Origin of the sequence: Marinobacter subterrani, assembly GCF_001045555.1 — a bacterium.
Taxonomy (GTDB): domain Bacteria; phylum Pseudomonadota; class Gammaproteobacteria; order Pseudomonadales; family Oleiphilaceae; genus Marinobacter; species Marinobacter subterrani.
This window is the reverse complement of the sequence record NZ_LFBU01000001.1, coordinates 2594142-2608933: the sequence shown is the minus strand read 5'-3', so window position 1 is coordinate 2608933 and position 14792 is coordinate 2594142. Positions and strand designations below refer to the sequence as shown.

14 protein-coding genes are annotated in these 14792 nt (G+C 58.6%); 2 read left to right on the top strand and 12 right to left on the bottom strand.

Going from position 1 to position 14792, the window contains the following annotated elements:
• Window positions 1-51: 51 nt before the first annotated feature.
• On the bottom strand, window positions 52-1500 hold the full coding sequence (gene sufB, locus msub_RS12155) for a Fe-S cluster assembly protein SufB (protein WP_048496259.1): 1449 nt from the start codon (window positions 1498-1500) through the stop codon (window positions 52-54).
• Between the two features lie 477 nt (window positions 1501-1977).
• On the bottom strand, window positions 1978-3297 hold the full coding sequence (gene trhP, locus msub_RS12150) for a prephenate-dependent tRNA uridine(34) hydroxylase TrhP (protein ID WP_048496258.1): 1320 nt from the start codon (window positions 3295-3297) through the stop codon (window positions 1978-1980).
• Between the two features lie 159 nt (window positions 3298-3456).
• On the opposite strand from trhP, the gene msub_RS12145 reads away from it, so the two are divergent.
• Window positions 3457-3813 carry a helix-turn-helix transcriptional regulator gene (locus msub_RS12145; protein ID WP_048496257.1) on the top strand — a complete coding sequence of 119 codons (357 nt, stop codon included), beginning with the start codon at window positions 3457-3459 and terminating at the stop codon, window positions 3811-3813.
• Window positions 3814-3819: 6 nt separating this feature from the next.
• Here the strand turns inward: msub_RS12145 and fabB are convergent, their stop codons facing one another.
• The 3 genes from fabB to msub_RS12130 all read right to left on the bottom strand — a co-directional run bounded on the left by fabB (window position 3820) and on the right by msub_RS12130 (window position 7001).
• A complete protein-coding gene (gene fabB, locus msub_RS12140) occupies window positions 3820-5031 on the bottom strand; it encodes a beta-ketoacyl-ACP synthase I (RefSeq protein WP_048496256.1) in 1212 nt (403 codons plus the stop codon).
• Between the two features lie 11 nt (window positions 5032-5042).
• Window positions 5043-5552: a bifunctional 3-hydroxydecanoyl-ACP dehydratase/trans-2-decenoyl-ACP isomerase gene (fabA, locus tag msub_RS12135; RefSeq protein WP_048496255.1), complete on the bottom strand. Its 510-nt coding sequence runs from the start codon at window positions 5550-5552 to the stop codon at window positions 5043-5045.
• A 264-nt stretch (window positions 5553-5816) separates the two neighbouring features.
• A complete protein-coding gene (locus tag msub_RS12130) occupies window positions 5817-7001 on the bottom strand; it encodes an NnrS family protein (protein ID WP_048496254.1) in 1185 nt (394 codons plus the stop codon).
• Window positions 7002-7127: 126 nt separating this feature from the next.
• Here msub_RS12130 and msub_RS12125 point away from each other — a divergent pair, with 126 nt between their 5' ends.
• Window positions 7128-7502, top strand: coding sequence for a SirB2 family protein (locus msub_RS12125; RefSeq protein ID WP_048496253.1), 375 nt, complete (start codon window positions 7128-7130; stop codon window positions 7500-7502).
• Between the two features lie 104 nt (window positions 7503-7606).
• Here msub_RS12125 and msub_RS12120 read toward each other — a convergent pair whose 3' ends face one another.
• From msub_RS12120 to msub_RS12090, 7 genes are read right to left on the bottom strand one after another with little or no spacing between them, the layout of a single operon-like run.
• Window positions 7607-8491 (bottom strand): 2-oxo acid dehydrogenase subunit E2, encoded by an 885-nt coding sequence (locus msub_RS12120; protein WP_048496252.1) that lies wholly within the window; start codon window positions 8489-8491, stop codon window positions 7607-7609.
• Window positions 8492-8512: 21 nt separating this feature from the next.
• Window positions 8513-9847 carry a biotin/lipoyl-containing protein gene (locus msub_RS12115; RefSeq protein ID WP_048496251.1) on the bottom strand — a complete coding sequence of 445 codons (1335 nt, stop codon included), beginning with the start codon at window positions 9845-9847 and terminating at the stop codon, window positions 8513-8515.
• Complete coding sequence (locus msub_RS12110; protein ID WP_197083884.1) at window positions 9837-10835, bottom strand: alpha-ketoacid dehydrogenase subunit beta; 999 nt, start codon at window positions 10833-10835, stop codon at window positions 9837-9839. The genes msub_RS12115 and msub_RS12110 overlap by 11 nt, the downstream gene beginning before the upstream one ends.
• 10 nt (window positions 10836-10845) lie before the next feature.
• Complete coding sequence (locus msub_RS12105) at window positions 10846-11886, bottom strand: thiamine pyrophosphate-dependent dehydrogenase E1 component subunit alpha (RefSeq protein WP_048497098.1); 1041 nt, start codon at window positions 11884-11886, stop codon at window positions 10846-10848.
• A gap of 23 nt (window positions 11887-11909) precedes the next feature.
• Complete coding sequence (locus msub_RS12100) at window positions 11910-13184, bottom strand: TRAP transporter large permease (protein WP_048496249.1); 1275 nt, start codon at window positions 13182-13184, stop codon at window positions 11910-11912.
• A 10-nt stretch (window positions 13185-13194) separates the two neighbouring features.
• A complete protein-coding gene (locus tag msub_RS12095) occupies window positions 13195-13713 on the bottom strand; it encodes a TRAP transporter small permease (protein ID WP_048497097.1) in 519 nt (172 codons plus the stop codon).
• Window positions 13714-13739: 26 nt separating this feature from the next.
• Entirely contained in the window at window positions 13740-14720 is a 981-nt protein-coding gene (locus msub_RS12090) for a sialic acid TRAP transporter substrate-binding protein SiaP (RefSeq protein ID WP_048496248.1), read from the bottom strand.
• Window positions 14721-14792: the final 72 nt, after the last annotated feature.

Below are 14792 nucleotides of genomic sequence, written 5' to 3'. Positions count from 1 at the left end.
GGAAAGCTCCCCCGCTTGCTGACCTCCTCGAGGCCAGCGGGGCAAAGATGTTTAACCAACGGACCCTTCGAGGCTTACCTCGAGCAGCTTGCCAGCCTCAACCGCGAACTCCATCGGCAGCTCCTTGAACACCTCTTTGCAGAAGCCGTTCACGATCATGGATACCGCCTGTTCCGGCTCAATGCCGCGCTGGCGGCACAGGAACATCTGCTCGTCGCTGACCTTGGAGGTGGTTGCCTCGTGCTCGACAATGGCCGACTTGTTCTTGCTCTCGATGTACGGGAAGGTATGCGCGCCGCAGCGGTCGCCGATCAGCAGTGAATCACACTGGGTAAAGTTGCGTGCACCTTCCGCCCCGGGGCCGAATTTCACCAGGCCACGGTAGGCGTTGGAACTCTTGCCGGCGGATATGCCCTTGGAGATGATCGTGCTGGAGGTGTTCTTGCCCAGATGGATCATCTTGGTGCCGGTGTCGGCCTGCTGGTAGTTGTTGGTCAGCGCCACGGAATAGAATTCACCGACACTGTTGTCACCGCGCAGAATGCAGCTCGGGTATTTCCAGGTGACCGCGGAACCGGTTTCGACCTGGGTCCAGGAGATCTTCGAGTTCTTGCCGATGGCGGCGCCACGCTTGGTGACAAAGTTGAAGATGCCGCCTTTGCCTTCCTCATCACCCGGGTACCAGTTCTGTACCGTGGAGTACTTGATCTGGGCGTCGTCCAGGGCAACCAGCTCAACAACCGCAGCGTGCAGCTGGTTTTCGTCCCGCATGGGCGCGGTGCAGCCTTCAAGGTAGCTTACGTAGCTGCTGTCTTCGGCGATAATGAGGGTACGCTCGAACTGGCCGGTGTTGGCCGCGTTGATGCGGAAGTAGGTGGACAGCTCCATGGGGCAGCGGACGCCCTTGGGCACGTACACAAATGTGCCGTCGGAGAATACCGCCGAGTTCAGGCCGGCGAAGAAGTTGTCGCCGGCAGGCACGACGGAGCCCAGGTATTTTTTGACCAGCTCCGGGTAATCCTGGATGGCTTCGGAGATGGAGCAGAAGATCACGCCGGCCTTGGCCAGTGGTTCCTTGAACGTGGTTGCCACGGAAACAGAATCGAATACTGCATCTACAGCCACGCCCGCCAGCTTTTCGCGCTCGTGCAGGGGAATACCCAGCTTTTCGTAGGTTTTCAGCAGTTCCGGATCCACTTCGTCCAGGCTCTGGGGCATGTCTTCGGGGCGCTTGGGCGCGGAGTAATACGAAATCGAGTTGTAGTCGATTTTCGGGTAGCCCACGTGGGCCCAGTCCGGCTCGTCCATCTCGAGCCAGCGACGGTAGGCTTTCAGGCGCCACTCCAGCATCCATTCCGGTTCTTTCTTGAGGCCGGAAAGGCGGGCGATAACGTCTTCATTAAGGCCGGGTTCGAACGTGTCGGATTCAATGTCTGTTACAAATCCGTACTCGTATTCCCGTTTGATCAGCTCGTTCACCTCGGTGTCGGTGGTCGCCATGATCGTCGCTCCGTATTCTCTCATCGTGGGCTTGCGCCCCTGGTGTCGCCGGCAGCCTCGTAGGCGGGCTGTCGATCGGATGTCATCAGTTTGGGTGTTGCAGTGGTCGCTCATCCGGTGAGTACGCCCTGCAATCGCTTTTTGGATGACGGATTCTGGTGGCCTGGTGCTGATAAATAAGCATAAAAGCAGGCTGAATCCGTCGCTTCTGGTCGGTGATTGTACAATACCAGAGTAAATTAGTCAGGTATTAATTTGTGCGTGGCGTGATTATACCTTAATCAGCCTTTGGGGCACTAAGGGGCTGGCAATGAGGCTGATAGTCTGGTTGTTGCAGGACTGGGAGTTTCGAGGTTGGCGCCAGGCGGGAGTGCCTCCCAAAACACGCCGTGAACCCGTCCGTGGGGGCTCGGCATGGCCATCCATGGCCATGCACGGTTTTGGGAGGCACTCCCGCCTGGCGCTTCATACTAATTGCTAGTCGCTGGTAGGCAGGATTCTGGTGAGGTAACTGTGCTCCAGAGATCGTGGAAGATTTGCCGGTTTCGGAATGCGGACGATATGTCCGCTGCCCGGAGCATAGTCCATGGCCTGGCCGTTTCGGTTTTCCATGATATCCGCTGAGAAACGGGTGTTACCGGCCGGGTTGACCAGTTCCAGTTGGTCGCCGGGGGCAAACTTGTTCTTGACGTCGATGGTCAGCCACCGGTCATCCATATCGACGATCGTTCCCACCACCTGCTGGGTGCCGAGGAACGACGAGCCCTGTTCGTAGGTCTGGTATTCCCGGGGCAGGTGTCGGCGCAGGAAGCCTTCGGTGTAGCCGCGGTTGGAGAGAGCTTCCAGTTCGTCCATCAGGCCCATGTCGAAAGGTTTGCCGTGCACTGCCTCGTCGATGGCGCGGCGGTAGACCTGGGTGGTGCGTGCGACGTAGTAGGTGCTTTTGGTTCTGCCCTCGATTTTCAGGGAGTGGACGCCCATTTTGGCCAGCTCTGCTACGTGCTGGACTGCCCTAAGGTCCTTCGAATTCATGATGTAGGTGCCGTGTTCGTCCTCGTAGGCGGGGATGAAGCCGCCCGGGCGGTTTGGCTCTTCCAGCAGGATTTCCTTTGGTTCCACTTCCTGCACACCGCCACTGCCGCAGGTGGCTATCAGGTCGCCGGTCTGGTCGTGGCTGTGCCGGACTTCCTTGTAGTTCCAGCGGCAGGCGTTGGTGCAGGCGCCCTGGTTGGCGTCCCGGTGGTTCATGTAGCCGGACAGCAGGCAGCGGCCGGAGTAGGCCATGCACAGGGCGCCGTGTACGAAGACTTCCAGTTCCATGCCTGGGACCCGGTTGCGGATCTCGCGGATTTCGTCGAGGGCCAGTTCCCGGGAGAGGATGACCCGGCTGATGCCCTGCCGGCGCCAGAACTCAACGGTGGCCCAGTTAACGGCGTTGGCCTGCACCGAGAGGTGGATGGGCTGGTCCGGCCATTTCTCTCTTACCAGCATGATGAGCCCGGGATCGGACATAATCAGGGCGTCGGGCTTTTGTTCCAGAACCGGGGCCAGGTCTTTCAGGTAGGAGCGCACCTTGTCGTTGTGAGGTGCTATGTTGGAAACAAGGTAGAACTGCTTGCCCAGTTCGTGGGCCCGGGCGATTCCGGCTCCCAGGGCTGCAACGTCTTTGAAACTGTTGTTCCTTACTCTCAGCGAATAGCGGGGCTGGCCGGCATATACCGCATCGGCGCCATAGGCGAAGGCGGTTTCGAGGTGTTCAGGGGTGCCTGCGGGGGCGAGCAGTTCCGGGGTGTTCATGGGGGGCTCCGGGTGAGTCTGGAAACGGGCCATTCTGCCGGATGTGGGCGGGCGTTCCCTTGACCCTGCGCAAAGGTCGTATTGATTGTTTTCGGCTAACATGTGTACGCTCACATCCTCGGCCGAATGGGCCAGGGCAACACGAAGAAGGAGTTCGAGATGGGATCAAAGCCTCTGACGCCAGAGGTGGCGCGGGCTTCGCTGAGCGTCAGGGTAAGTTCCCTGATCAGCGTACAGCTTGCCCGTGGCAAGGTAGGTGTTGAAGTGGTGGCGTCGCAGCTGCACATGAGTCGTTACACGCTGCACAAGAAACTGAAGCGGGAGGGGCTGACGTTTGCCCGTCTGCTTGAGGACGTTCGCCGCCGGCAGGCACTGACCTACATGCAGGATAAGACCAAGCCGCTGGTGGAAATTGCCGAGCAGCTCGGGTTTTCGGAGTTAAGCGCATTCAGCCGGGCTTTCAAGCGCTGGATGGGGACATCCCCGGCTGAATACCGTTCGGTCAGGCTGTCCTGATCCGGTTCAGAACTTCTTGAACACCAGCGAGGCGTTGGTGCCGCCGAAGCCGAAGCTGTTGCTCATCACCAGGTCCAGCTTCTGGTTATCCATGCGCTCCCGCACGATCGGGTAACCCTCGGCGCCTTCATCGAGTGTCTGGATGTTGGCCGACGGGGCGATGAAGCCGTCGCGCAGCATGATCAGGCTGTAGATGGCCTCATGCACGCCTGCCGCACCCAGGGCGTGACCGCACAGGGGTTTGGTGGAGCTCAGCGGCGGGATCTTGTCGCCAAAGGTCTCTTTCAGCGCTTTCAGCTCGGTGATGTCGCCGGCCGGAGTACTGGTGCCGTGAGTGTTGATGTAGCTGATATCACCGTCCAGATTCTTCATGGCCTGCTTCATGCAACGTACGGCACCTTCGCCGCTGGGCGCAACCATGTCGGCGCCGTCTGAGGTGGCCCCGAAGCCAACGATCTCCGCCAGGATGTTCGCGCCCCGGGCTTCGGCGTGTTCCAGGGCCTCAAGGGCCAGAACACCGCCGCCCCCGGAAATAACGAAGCCGTCCCGGTTCGCATCGTAGGTGCGCGAAGCCAGTTCCGGGGTGTCGTTGTACTTGGTGGACAGGGCGCCCATGGCGTCAAACAGCAGGCTCAGCGTCCAGTGAATATCTTCACCGCCGCCGGCGAACATCACGTCCTGGCGGCCGAGGGCAATCAGGTCTGCGGCATGGCCGATGGAGTGTGCGCTGGTGGCGCAGGCCGAGGTAATGCCGTAGTTGACACCGCGAATGCCGAAGCCGGTTGCCAGGGAGGCATTGATGGCGCTGCCCATGGTGCGGGGCACCCGGTAGGGGCCAACCCGGCGAATGCCACGATCACGGTGGGTGTCGATGGAATCGAGCAGTTCCACGGTAGAGGCACCACCCTGGCCGAAAATAATGCCGGTGGTGTCAGCCTTGATGTGCTTGTCCGTCAGGCCTGACTGCTCAATGGCTTCCAGCATGGCGAGGTAGGTATAGCCTGAGGCCGGACACATGAAGCGCCAGAGTTTGCGGTCAATCAGTTCCGGCAGGTTCAGGTTGATCTGCCCGCAGACATGGCTGCGCAGCCCGCTATCCCGGGCTTCTTCACTGAAACCGATGCCGGAACGGGATTCCTTCAGGGACTGGGCAACTTCCTTCTGGTTGGTACCAAGGCTGGAAACAATGCCCATACCGGTGATTACAACGCGACGCATCCTGTTAACTCCTAAAAGTCATCGGTCGAGGTGAACATGCCAACCCGGAGGTCCTTGGCGGTATAGATTTCCCGGCCATCCACTTCCATCCGGCCATCGGCGATTGCCATGGTCAGCTTGCGCCTGATCACGCGCTTGAGGTCCAGACGGTAAGTCACCTTCTTGGCTGTGGGCAGCACCTGGCCGGTAAACTTCACTTCACCGGCACCGAGCGCGCGACCCTTGCCTTCACCGCCACCCCAGGCGAGAAAGAAACCTACCAGCTGCCACATGGCATCCAGGCCGAGGCATCCGGGCATAACGGGATCGTCAACAAAGTGAACCTTGAAGAACCAGAGGTCCGGGTTGATGTCGAGTTCCGCCACCAGGCTGCCCTTGCCAAACAGGCCATCGTCGTCTGCGATGTGAGTGACGCGGTCAAACATCAGCATCTCATCAATGGGCAGACGCATGGAGCCTGGGAAGAGTGTGCCGTGGCCGCACTTGATCAGGTCTTCTTTATCAAAATGATCCGGGTTCATAGTGCCAGTGTCTCTGTTACAAAATGATTTCCTCATACTTTAGCGCGAATTTGGCGTTCGGGTATTGACCATTAGTGGATGATTGGGGTTTTTGCGGGAAATCGAGATATGGGTCGGATGAAGGATTGTGCAAGCCAGACGCCGGCACCCCCTCTCAAAAACACGCCGTGAACCCTTCCCTGGGGGGCTTGGTGTTGCCATCCCTGGCAACACACAGTTCTGGAGAGGGGGTGCCGGCGTCTGGCCCGGAACTTTTCCGTGGCCTTAGCCGGTTTTACCATCGGGCCTTGGGCTGGCAAGGACACCGGTGTAGCGGTACAGGAACATGCCGAAGGCAAACAGCCACAGCAGGGCGCTGGTGCCTATGCCCGGATGCCAGGGGATGACCTCAAAGGCGGTGAGTACCCGGATCAGTGCTGCCAGGTGAATGGCAACAAACGCGGCCACCATGCCGCGGGGCAGAACCAGTGGCCGGCCGGTGTGGCCGAGGGACACCCGGGCGATGACGCCGATGACCAGGCAGGCGACCGCACCGGTGCCGGCGGCGTGGGCCCAGGCGTTGGACGGCCAGCCGGCCAGCAATGTGCCGGCGAGCAGGAACAGGGCCACGGGCACCCAGAGGATGGACAGGTGCAGAATCCAGAGCAGGGGTTCTTTGCGCACCAGCCAGCCTTTCCACCCGATCAGCCGGGCCAGCATCAGGGTGCCCGCAACAATGGCCAGCACGCCGGTAACGGTTTGCCAGCCGGTGACCAGCGAGGCCAACAGCAGGATGAGGCTGAACAGGGTGGCCATATCAAGCGCCGGAACGGTTTTTACGGCGGTGCTGTCGAGCCCCCGCTGGCGCAGCCAGCCTGTGGTGAAGGCTGGCGTGATACGTCCGCCGATGATGCTGATCAATGCCATGGCCATGATGAGGGCGCCGTAGCTGAAGGTCATGTCAAGGCGGGTGACAAACCCCACCTGCATCAGCCATAGCAGGCCCAGAACCAGCAGAATCAGCAGTTGGCGCTTTTGCCGCGCGTGCCATATCCGCCAGCCGGCATCGAGCATGACCAGCGGCAGAAACGCCAGGTTCACCGTATGGACAAGCCAGTCCGGCAATCCGGCGCCGAAGGCAAGCATAAGCCGGCCAGCCAGCCAGACTCCCCAGAGCAGTACCAACCTGATGCCATGGGTACGTTCTGTCTGGGTCCATACGCACACGGCTGTGAGCAGGAAGCCGGCGATGGCGGCCGACAGGAAGCCGAACAGCATTTCGTGCTGGTGCCAGAGCAAGCCTGGCAGGGCAAGGGGCAGACTGATAATACCGGTCACCTGCATGACCCATAGGGGAACCGCAAGCAGTGCCAATACCGCCATGGACAGAAAGAAAATCCGGAACGGATAGCTGAACAGCTGACTGATGCTGGCGGCTTCGGTTTGACGGCTTGTGGGGATCGCCTGCATGGTTGTCTCCGCTTATACATATAATTTCAGTACATGTTATACGCGAGCCGGTAGAAAGAACATACCCGGTTGGGGGTATCTTTGCGTACAATGCCGCTACCATTTTGATTCACAACAGGAAGAGTTATGAGTGCCTATCTGATTCTCAAGCACCTGCACGTGACTACGGCCTTTCTGACCGTTGTGCTGTTCGCCCTGCGTCTGCTGCTGGATGCTGTTGGCCGGCCCGGCTGGCGGCAAACACCGCTGCGGTGGATTCCCCATGCCAACGATACCGTGCTGCTGGCTGCCGCCATAGGGCTGTTGTTTGTAACACCCTGGATGCCCTTCGTGGATGGCTGGCTGACCGCCAAGATCTTCCTGCTGGTTGGTTACATCATCGCCGGTCTGTTTGCTCTTCGGACAACGCTTACAACGCCGGTCCGCATAACAGCGGCGGTATTGGCGCTGGTGCAGGTCACCGCCATTTTCCATCTGGCTATTAACAAGCCGGTCTTCTGAAGGTCTCGAGCGTTGGCGCGATTCCGTATCCCTGTCAGCGACCAGCCCGGCCAGCGGTGTCCATTGTACCTGAAGGGCCCGAAGCTGGCGGGCTGACCCGCAGCTTACACCACCATTCGGCGTGGATCAGACAGCAGTGATGAATACCGAGTGCAAAAACGTGCGGCGTCAGCGCCATTGATCACTCGGTGATCGTAGCTTAGATCCAGTGAGACTCGCGGCTTCGGCTGGAACGATTCACCATCCCAGACTGGAGTCATCTCAGGCCGGGTAAATCCCAGAATTGCAACTTCAGGGGGGTTTACAATCGGTGTGAAACCCACGCCGCCAATACCACCAAGATTGGTGATGGTCATGGAAGCGCCTCCCATCTGGTCAGCTCCGAGCTGGCGTTTCTGCGCCCGGGTGGCCAGGTCAGTGATCTCGGCGGCAATTTGCCATAGACCCTTGGTGTCTGCGTCTCGAATCACGGGAACCATAAGGCCGTGGGGCGTATCAACGGCGATTCCGATATGCACGTATTGTTTGAGGACGAGCGTCTGGCCATCAGCTGAAAGGGAGGCGTTAAAGCGGGGGAATTCCTCCAGGCATCGAGCCAGTGCAACCACATTGAATGCAAGCGCCGTCAGTTTTATGCCTCGAGCCTGGGCCTCAGGTTTCAGTTCCTTTCGAAAATCCTCAACGGCATCAATGCTGGCATACTCGTGATGGGTGACCGCGGGAATCAGGGACTGGGCTGCCGAGAGGTTTGCGGCGGCTGCTTTTGCAAAGCGGCTGAGAGGCTCCTCGCTCACCGGACCGTACATGGCATGATCGACGTTCCAATAGGAGGTGTCTCCGCCCGGCGAGTGCTGTGCAGCGGTTTTTTTGGTATCGAGGTCTTCGCGCACAATGTTCGTCCTTCCCAGATCGCTGGCGAGTTTCTTGAGATCAATGCCCTTTTCCCGGGCGAGGGCCCGGACTGAGGGCGGTGCAATAATATCGGTCATGATTCTCTTCCACTGTTTAGCTCAGAGCAGGTGGCGGAGCGGTTGCTCCATCCGGCCTGCAAAATCCGAAAGCAGGTTAATTGCGGCCGAGGCATCCAGTTGCTCGGAACGACACTCGAGAGTGAGCTTGAAGCCTTTTTCCGTCGCCAGAATGCTAATGACCGGTATGTCTTCCGGGCCTGTCTGAGCAGATGTCAGTCGCCCGAATCGGAGATCCCGAAGCCTGATATCCGGTGTCGTGTCATCTTCCGTTTGGGTCAAGTTGCCTAATCGGCGCCCGCGAATGCTGTAGATACGGGTTTCCCCAAATGCCTCCAAGGCGACATTGGCGGTTCTGCGATTGAGGCTCGTTGCGGCAAATCCGGCCAGTAAGGCACTGGCGTCGGTCAGGCCTGGCTCCTGGGCTGCCCAGGCGGCAAACGCATCGAAGCCATCCGAGCTTATTTCCGCGGATAGGTAGCGGCCGGCGGATAGGGCTGAACCCTGGGAATCTGGCGCTTTGGCAAGCTTTTCGAGAACCTCCAGGTCCTTGACATGGTATGGCTGTGGATGTCCTTGTTCAGCGAGCCGAGACAGGTCCAAACCCTGCTCGAGGGCCAGTCGTCGAGCTTTTGGCGAAGCAAGAATTCGTCCGCTGGCCGGCACCGGCACTCGTGTAGGCTGCCTGGGCGGATCTTTTCTGGGTGCGGAAGCTGGCTCCTCTCGCTTTGTTGGCTTTTCTGGCGCTGAAGAGGCTTCGACCCGAGCGTTCCGCGTTTTCACGCTACGGCTGATCGGCGTCTGTGGTTTTTCCCGGGAGATAATGGCAATGACATCGCCTACCGGGGCTTCTTCGCCCTGCTCGGCCAACAGAGCCGCCACGAAACCATCGTACCCGGCCTGCACTTCCACAACCGATTTGTCCGTTTCCACATCAAACAGGACGTCAGCGGCCGCCACAGCGTCCCCCGGCTTCTTGTGCCAGGCAACGATGAGGCCTGCATCCTGCGCCATACCCAAGGCTGGCATAATCACCGTTTCGCCTTCGGGAACGGCGTCGTCCTGCGGATCAGCCTCCTGCGTTCCGGTGTCGGATTGCGGCTGAGACGAGTGGTCTGGCGCATCTTCGGAGCCCTCGGGCGTCTCGGAAATGCGTGCCAGCACCTGTCCTACCGGAACCTCGTCGCCGGCTTCCGCAGTCACATTGGTCAGATAACCGGAGCCCTGGGCTTCTACCTCCATCGCGGCTTTGTCGGTTTCCACTTCGAACAGTGCGTCCCCCTCGGATACGGGATCGCCGGGCTTTTTGTGCCAGGTAAGAATGACGCCAGTGTCCTGCGTCATTCCGAGGGCAGGCATAATGACGTCAAGCGGCATGTATCATCTCCCCCGCGCAGAGTCTGCGAGCGTTTTCGGCGACGCCCTCGGGCGTTGGCACAGTGAGATCTTCCAGCACAGGGCTGAACGGAATTGGTACGTCCATTGCTCCCATGCGTAGGACCGGTGCATCCAGATAGTAGAAGGCTTTCTCATTCAGGCGGCTGGCAATCTCGCCGGTAATGCCGTAGTTCTGATGGCCCTCATCGATGACAATGGCCCGGCTGGTCTTCCGGATACTGTTCAGCAGGGTTTCTTCATCAAGCGGCACAATGGTTCGTGGGTCTATGACCTCGGCACTGATGCCCTTGGCTTCCAGGATTTTCGCTGCCGCCTCGGCTACCTGCACCATTGAGGACGTGCCAATCAGAGTGATGTCGGAGCCCTCGCGCTTGATGTTGGCTTCGCCAAAGGGAATAAGGTACTCCTCCTCGGGTACCGGGGCCTTGTCCTGGTACATCAGTTTGTCTTCGAAAATCACCACCGGGTTATTGTCGCGGATGGCGGTTTTCATCAGCCCTTTGGCCTCGTAGGCGGATGAGGGCATGGCGACTTTGAGGCCGGGAATGTGCGCCACCAGCGCATGGAGCGACTGGCTGTGCTGTGCGCCAGACCGGCGAGTAGCGCCCAGATTGGTACGCACCACCATCGGGACGCTCAATTTGCCGCCGGACATGTAATGCTGCTTGGCGGCCTGGTTGCAGAGCTGGTCCATTACCAGGTAAAGAAAATCGCCGAACATCAGGTCCACGATGGGGCGCGCGCCGGTCATGGCAGCACCCACCGCGATACCGAGGAAGCCCGGTTCGGAAATGGGCGTGTCGATCACACGCTCGGTACCGAATTCCTCGACGAGCCCGGACAGGACTTTAAACGGTGTGCCAGCTTCCGCGACATCCTCGCCAAGAATAAAGGTGGTGGGGTCGCGTCGCATTTCCTCGGCAAGTGCTTCGTTAACCGCCTGGGACAGGGTGATTTCTCTCATGATTAGGTCTCCTTCATCCACCGACGCGTAGGGTGGCTGGGTCGGTTTCGGCGTAGACATGCATGTCTACTTCCGAGGTATCGGGGTAGGGGGCGGCTTCAGCGTAAGCGACAGCCTTCTTCGCCTCGTCTTTGATCTGATTATTCAGCGATTCAATCTCGTCTTCCGTAGCCAGGCCCTGGTCGACCAGCCAGGCACGCATCCGAATGATTGGGTCGCGGTTGTTTTTCCAGTCGGATTCTTCTTCTTTGGATCGATAGTATTCGCGGTTGATATCGCCCACATGATGGCCGTGGTAGCGGTAGGTCATCAGTTCAACGAAGAACGGCCCTTCGTCGTTGCGACATCTTTCAACAAGTTTTCGGGTCAGCTCGTTAACGGCAAGTACATCCTGACCATCCACCTGGAACGCCTCGATCCCGAAGGCCTCCGCCCGGGCGGTAATCGAGCCGGCGGCAATTTCTTCGGTTTTGGTGTATTCCGAGTACCCGTTGTTCTCGCAGGCGTAGATAACCGGAAGTTGCCACAGTGCAGCCATATTCATGACTTCATAAAGCAGGCCCTGTGCGGTGGCGCCATCCCCGAAGAAGCACACGGTGACGTCATCCTTGCCCAGTAACTTCGAGCGCAGTGCTGAGCCGGTGGCCATGCCCATGGAGCCGCCCACGATCGCGTTGGCACCCAGGTTGCCATGGCTCTGATCGGCAATGTGCATGGAGCCGCCTTTACCCCGGCAGTAGCCTTCTTGTTTACCGAGCAGTTCGCAGAACATCTCGTTGTAATTGGCCCCCTTGGCCACGCAGTGCCCGTGCCCGCGATGGGTGGAAGTGATGCGGTCACTGTCTTTGAGCGCCTCACAGATGCCGACGGCAACGGCTTCCTCACCCGAATACATGTGTGTCAGGCCGGGCATCTTGGCGGACAGATAGAGTTGGTTGGCGTTATCCTCGAAGTTCCGGATGCGCACCATCTGGGTATACATCCGCATATATTCTTCCTTGGCCAGGCTCGGCTTGGCCTTGGATTTTGCCTTGGTTCCGGTTTTTGAAGTCATGTCAGTCATCCCGTTCTTAGCGGTTAGCGATAGAGCAGTTCCGGCAACCACATGGACACGGCCGGAACGTAAGTGATTAGCAGGAGCACGATTACCAGGGGAATGAGGAACGGTGCGGTAGCGCGCACGGCACTCTCAAACTTGATATCGGCGACCCGTGCGAGCACGTAGAGCACCATGCCTACGGGGGGTGTCAGTAATCCCAGCATCAGATTCAGAATCATCATGATGCCGAAATGAACAGGATCCACGCCCAGCGCTGTCACTACCGGCAGCAGAACCGGGGTAAGGATGGTGATAGCCGCCACCGGCTCCATGAACAGGCCGACGACCAGAAGCACCAGATTGATCAGCAGCAAAACCAGAAACACATTTTGTGTGTGGCTGAGGATCGCATCTGCCACCATTTCGGTGACTTGATTGGAGGTGAGGATCCAGGAAAAAATGGAGGCGGCAGCAACGATCATCATCACAATGGCGGTGGTTTCGATGGTATCCATCGAAATCGCCCTGATGCTGCGCAGGTCCAGAGTCTGGTAGATGGCGCCCCCGAGGAAGAGAGCGTAAGCGCAGGCAGCAATGGCCGCTTCGGTCGGTGTAAACAGGCCCGCCAGAATACCGCCGACTATGATCACCGGAGTTAGCAGTGACAGAAACGCCCGATGGAATGTAGTCCACAGAACCTTCCAGGCGAAACCCGCGTCGCGGCCATAGCCGCGCACCTTTGCATACCAGGCAACCATGATCATCAGTGCCACGGCCATCAGTAGCCCCGGCAGCAGACCTGCGGCAAAGAGCTGACCGATGGAGGTTGACGACACAACGCCATACACGATCAATGGCAGGGAGGGCGGAATCAAAGGTCCGATCGTGGACGAGGCCGCCGTAATACCTACGGCAAAGTCCGGATCATAGCCGCCTTCTCGCATAGCTTTGATCTCAACGGTCCCGAGGCCGCCGGCGTCGGCGATTGCTGCGCCCGACATGCCAGCGAATAGAACCGACGCGCCGACGTTCACATGGCCGAGCCCGCCTCGCATCCAGCCAACCAGGGCTTTGGCAAAGGCAAAAATGCGATCGGTGATTCCGCTATGATTCATCAGGCTGCCGGCCAGAATGAAGAAGGGCACAGCCAGCAGTGGAAAGCTGTCCACACCGTTGATCATTCGATGCACAACGACGACGGCCGGCATCGGGCTTTCCAGGAGCAGAAAAACCAGAGAGGCACCGGCCAGCGACAGGGCAACAGGCATGCCGATGATCAGCAGCAATGCGAGCGTTCCGAACAGGATAAGCATAACGTTCCCCCTACTCTCCTGGTCCGGTGGTTATGTCCGTCTTCCCGCTGACATGGTGTCTCCAGGCAAGAATTGCCGAATACAGTGTCATGAGCGCAAAGCAGCCGGCGACAAACCCGTATAGCAGTGATTTCGGCATGTCGATTGAGGTCATCATCTGCCCTGTACTACCTGCCAGCTGAACACAAAGAACGGTAAGCACCGCAAAAAAACTGGTCTTCAGAAGATCCACTACGGCTGATAAACCCCGTGCGGCGCCGGCCGGCAAATAGCGATAGAAGAACTCGACCGAAATGTGAGTATTTCGCCGCACTGCAATACAGGCTCCGGCAAAGGTAACGACGATCAACAGATAGCGGGCGAGTTCTTCGGTCCAGCCAATCGAATCATTAAGCACATAGCGCGTGAAGAACTGAGCGAAAACCACGAGCGCCAGAAGCCAGAAAAGAACCATTACCACTCCAGCATCGAGCGCGGGAATGCGAGACCGTTCTGCACTGCTGTCGGGTTTGCTACCAAGATCGGACATATCGAAATCCTCGTGGGCCTGCCTGGTCACTCTAGGGCCTGCAGCCTGTCGAAGGTCTCGCGATCCCAGGTCGCCTCTGGACCATTCAGGTTTTCAGCGACGGCAGCACGGAACGGCGCACGATCCACTTCATTTACAGTGATGCCCTGGTCCCTGAACCATTTCACCAACTCCAGTTCAGAGTTGCGGATATCCTTCGAGGCCCCTGCGGCGGCTTCCTTCAGCACGGCCATCAGCGTTGCATAATCTTCTTCCGACATGCTGTCTGATATGCGACCTGCAACGATTGTGAGCAGTGCATCGGTGATGTGCCCGGTCAGGGTGATGTAGTCCTGGACTTCGTGGAACTTTTTGAACTTGATAGTAGGTAGTGGATTCTCCTGAGCATCCACGACGCCTTGTTGGAGTGCCAGATAAACTTCGGCAAATGCCATTGGGGTAGCGTTGGCGCCAACCGCCTCAGGGAACATTTTGTAGAGTGAGGCATTGGGAACCCGGATTTTCATGCCCTCCATGTCGGCGGGCACCTTGATTTCAGTATTCGACGTCACATGGCGTTGGCCGTAGTACACCAGCCCGGCGATGTCGTCGCCCGTGGCCTCGGTGTATCCTGCGGACAGGTCCTGAAAAAGCTTCGAATCGCGGTAGGCTTGCCAGTGAGCAAAGTCCCGGAACATGAACGGGGCGCTGCCAATCGCCATTGGTCCATAGCGGCGGCCGGCGAAGAATTGGCCGTCATAGATGATATCGACCGTACCGAGTTCCAGGCCTTCGGCCAGATCAGTCTGCTTGCCCAGAGAAGAGGACGGGAAAACCTCAATCGCATACCGTCCGTCAGTGCGCTCCTCAAAAGTTCTGGCTGCCCATTCGGCCCACTCATGATAAGGCGACTGTGGTTCGTAGACATGGCCCCATCTAAGCTCTGTCTGCGCGAGGGCGCTTCCTGATCCGGTCATGGCGAGAATGCTGGCTACAATCGCCGCCGGGATACTGAAGATCTTGTTCATTTCTCCTCCAATGGAGTTGGTAGATTTGGAAAGCGATGGAAACCCGCTCTTTCAACGCTCTACATCACTCAA

Bases quoted from the DNA above. Each gene is read 5' to 3' on its own strand.
- fabA (WP_048496255.1), bottom strand. From the start codon at position 5,552: ATGAACCCGGATCATTTTGATAAAGAAGACCTGATCAAGTGCGGCCAC.
- sufB (WP_048496259.1), bottom strand. From the start codon at position 1,500: ATGGCGACCACCGACACCGAGGTGAACGAGCTGATCAAACGGGAATAC.
- msub_RS12090 (WP_048496248.1), bottom strand. From the start codon at position 14,720: ATGAACAAGATCTTCAGTATCCCGGCGGCGATTGTAGCCAGCATTCTC.
- msub_RS12100 (WP_048496249.1), bottom strand. From the start codon at position 13,184: ATGCTTATCCTGTTCGGAACGCTCGCATTGCTGCTGATCATCGGCATG.
- msub_RS12125 (WP_048496253.1), top strand. From the start codon at position 7,128: ATGAGTGCCTATCTGATTCTCAAGCACCTGCACGTGACTACGGCCTTT.
- msub_RS12115 (WP_048496251.1), bottom strand. From the start codon at position 9,847: ATGCCGCTTGACGTCATTATGCCTGCCCTCGGAATGACGCAGGACACT.
- msub_RS12120 (WP_048496252.1), bottom strand. From the start codon at position 8,491: ATGACCGATATTATTGCACCGCCCTCAGTCCGGGCCCTCGCCCGGGAA.
- trhP (WP_048496258.1), bottom strand. From the start codon at position 3,297: ATGAACACCCCGGAACTGCTCGCCCCCGCAGGCACCCCTGAACACCTC.
- msub_RS12130 (WP_048496254.1), bottom strand. From the start codon at position 7,001: ATGCAGGCGATCCCCACAAGCCGTCAAACCGAAGCCGCCAGCATCAGT.
- msub_RS12105 (WP_048497098.1), bottom strand. From the start codon at position 11,886: ATGACTTCAAAAACCGGAACCAAGGCAAAATCCAAGGCCAAGCCGAGC.
- msub_RS12145 (WP_048496257.1), top strand. From the start codon at position 3,457: ATGGGATCAAAGCCTCTGACGCCAGAGGTGGCGCGGGCTTCGCTGAGC.
- fabB (WP_048496256.1), bottom strand. From the start codon at position 5,031: ATGCGTCGCGTTGTAATCACCGGTATGGGCATTGTTTCCAGCCTTGGT.
- msub_RS12095 (WP_048497097.1), bottom strand. From the start codon at position 13,713: ATGTCCGATCTTGGTAGCAAACCCGACAGCAGTGCAGAACGGTCTCGC.